We start from the raw sequence: 3,293 nt of genomic DNA on the forward strand, positions 1-3,293 counted from the left end.
TGCTGCACGCTGCGGAACACGCGTTCTGCGTGCGGCATCAACACGGTAAAGCGGCCGTCCGGTGTAGTCACCGAGGTAATGCCCTGCGGCGAACCATTCGGATTGTATGGATAAGTTTCTGTTGCATGACCCTTGTTGTCGATGAAGCGCATGGCGACAATCGCCTTGTCTATATCGCCAGTCAGCGAAAAGTCGGCATAACCTTCACCGTGCGCGATGGCTATCGCGCTTTGCGTGCCGGCCATCCCATTGAAGAAGATCGATGGCGAATCGCCCACTTCAACCATCGAAAAACGTGCCTGGAATTGCTCGGCCTTGTTGCGTGTGAACTTCGGCCATGCCTGCGCGCCCGGGATGATCGATTTCAGATTGCTCATCATCTGGCAGCCATTACAGATACCCAGTGCAAACGTATCGGCACGATCAAAGAAGGTCGCGAACTCTTCAGCCAGCTGCATGTTGAACAAGATTGTTTTCGCCCAGCCTTCGCCGGCGCCCAGTACGTCGCCGTATGAGAAACCGCCAACCGCGATCACGCCCTTGAAATCGCCCAGATGCGCACGACCGGAAATCAGATCGCTCATGTGCACGTCCACTGCTTCAAACCCGGACTTGTGCATCACATACGCGGTTTCGATTTGCGAATTGACGCCCTGCTCGCGCAGGATCGCAATGCGTGGGCGGCTACCTTTTGCTATGAAGGGTGCCGCAATATCTTCCTGCGGATCAAAACTCAGCTTGGGCGTCATGCCGGGGTCGAGCTTGTCGAGGATGCGGTCGTACTCGGCATCGGCGCAATCCGGATTGTCGCGCAGGCGCGCAATGCGCCAGCTGGTTTCGCTCCAGAAGCGATGCAGGTCTATACGTGCCTGGCTGTAGATGGTCTTTGCATCGCGCGTGAATTCGATCGTGTCTGTCTCGGTCAGCTTGCCGATAATGTGGCTGCATGCGCCGAGATTGTATTCGCGCAGCACATTCATGACGTCCGACTTTTCCGCCGCGCGCACCTGGATCACGGCGCCGAGTTCTTCATTGAACAAGGCGCGCAAGGTCAGGTCGTTGCGGCGCTCGGCCACCTGGCTGGTCCAGTTTTTCGCATCGCCACCGTCGCTGGCATGTTCGCCTTCTAGCGTCAGGATGTCGAGATTGACCGACAGGCCGACATGGCCGGCAAACGCCATTTCACACAAGGTGGTGAACAGGCCGCCATCGGAACGGTCGTGATAGGCGAGCAGTTTCTGTTCCTTGTTAAGCCGCTGGATCGCGACAAAGAATCCTTTCAGATCTTCTGCGCTATCGACATCCGGCGTTTCATTGCCGAGTTGCTGCATCACTTGCGCGAAGGCGGATGCGCCCAGGCGATTCCTGCCGCGCCCCAGATCGATGGCGATCAGCACGGTGTCGCCGGCATCGGTGCGCAATTGCGGCGTCAGCGATTTGCGCACATCATAGACTGGGGCAAAGGCAGACACGATCAGGGACACCGGCGAAACCACAGCCTTGTCTTCATCGCCCTCTTTCCAGGTGGTGCGCATCGACAGCGAATCCTTGCCGACCGGGATGCTGATGCCGAGCGCCGGGCACAGTTCCATGCCGACTGCCTTGACGGTATCGAACAGCGCCGCATCCTGCCCCGGCTGACCGCAGGCAGCCATCCAGTTGGCGGACAGCTTGATGTCGGAAATATCGGCTATCGGTGCCGCGGCGATATTGGTCAGCGCTTCGCCGACGGCCATGCGGCCGGATGCGGCGGCATTGATGACGGCCAGCGGCGTGCGCTCGCCCATAGACATCGCTTCACCCAGATAGCCTTCGAAACTCATCGTCGTGACGGCGCAATCGGCCACCGGCACTTGCCACGGGCCGACCATTTGATCGCGCACCGACGTCCCGCCCACGGTGCGGTCGCCGATCGTGATCAGGAAGGATTTGTCGGCCACTGTAGGCAGACGCAGCACGCGTATCGATGCTTCCAGCAAATCGATGCCGGTCACGTCAATCGCCGGAAACTCCTGTTTCAGATGGCTGACGTCGCGGTGCATTTTTGGCGGCTTGCCGAGCAAGACATCCATAGGCATGTCGACCGGCTCGTTACCGTGCTGCGGATCGATCACCTTGAGCTGGCGCTCCTCGGTGGCAGTCCCGACCACGGCAAACAGGCAGCGCTCGCGTTCGCACAGATACTCGAAGTGCGGCAGGCTGTCCGGTGCAATCGCCAAGACATAGCGCTCCTGCGATTCATTGCTCCAGATTTCCTTCGGCGCCATGCCGCTCTCTTCGAGCGGAACTGCGCGTAAATCGAAAATCGCGCCACGCTTGGCGTCGTTGGTGATTTCAGGGAAGGCGTTCGACAAACCGCCCGCACCGACGTCATGTATCGACAGGATAGGATTGTTGTCCTGCATCGCCCAGCATGCATTGATGACTTCCTGCGCACGTCTTTCCATTTCAGGATTGCCGCGCTGGACCGAATCGAAATCCAGGTCTGCCGTATTGGCGCCGGTTGCCATCGACGAGGCGGCACTGCCACCCATGCCTATGCGCATGCCCGGGCCGCCCAGTTGTATCAACAGGCTGCCGACTGGCAAATCGTGTTTCTTTGTATGCTTGGCGGCGATGCTGCCGATGCCGCCGGCAATCATGATCGGCTTGTGATAACCGTTGACCAGGCCTGCGACGTTTTGTTCGTAGGTACGGAAGTAACCGCCGAGTACAGGACGGCCGAATTCATTGTTGAACGAGGCTGCACCTATGGGGCCGTCGATCATGATTTGCAAAGGCGAAGCGATGCGATCCGGTTTGCCGTACGTATTTGATTTTGTCTCTTCTGTTACTGCGACGGTGACATCGTGATCGTTTTCCCACGCCTGCACGGCATCCGGCAACATCAGATTGGATACGGTAAAACCGCCCAGGCCAGCCTTGGGCTTGGCGCCGCGGCCGGTTGCGCCTTCATCGCGGATTTCGCCGCCGGCACCGGTCGATGCGCCGGGGAATGGCGAAATTGCGGTCGGATGGTTATGCGTCTCCACCTTCATCAGGATATGCGTCAACTCTTCCGAGGCGGCATACACATTGCCGGCAGCTGCACCGCGCGGGTAGAAACGCGACACCGTGGCACCCTCGATCACCGATGAATTGTCGCTGTAGGCAACGACGGTGCCGCGTGGCGCCAGTTGATGCGTATTCTTGATCATCGCAAAGAGCGATTTATCCTGCTTCTCGCCGTCTATGGTCCAGTCGGCGTTGAATATCTTGTGGCGGCAATGTTCGCTGTTGGCTTGCGCGAACAT

At 58.7% G+C, this 3,293-nt stretch carries 1 protein-coding gene; it reads right to left on the reverse strand.

What is annotated here, in order from left to right; translation table 11 throughout:
- The coding region (gene purL, locus Q7T06_RS05800) for a phosphoribosylformylglycinamidine synthase (RefSeq protein WP_304781738.1) at positions 1–3,293 on the reverse strand (3,293 nt) is incomplete at both ends.

Origin of the sequence: Herminiimonas sp., from assembly GCF_030645555.1 — a bacterium.
GTDB lineage: Bacteria > Pseudomonadota > Gammaproteobacteria > Burkholderiales > Burkholderiaceae_D > Oxalicibacterium.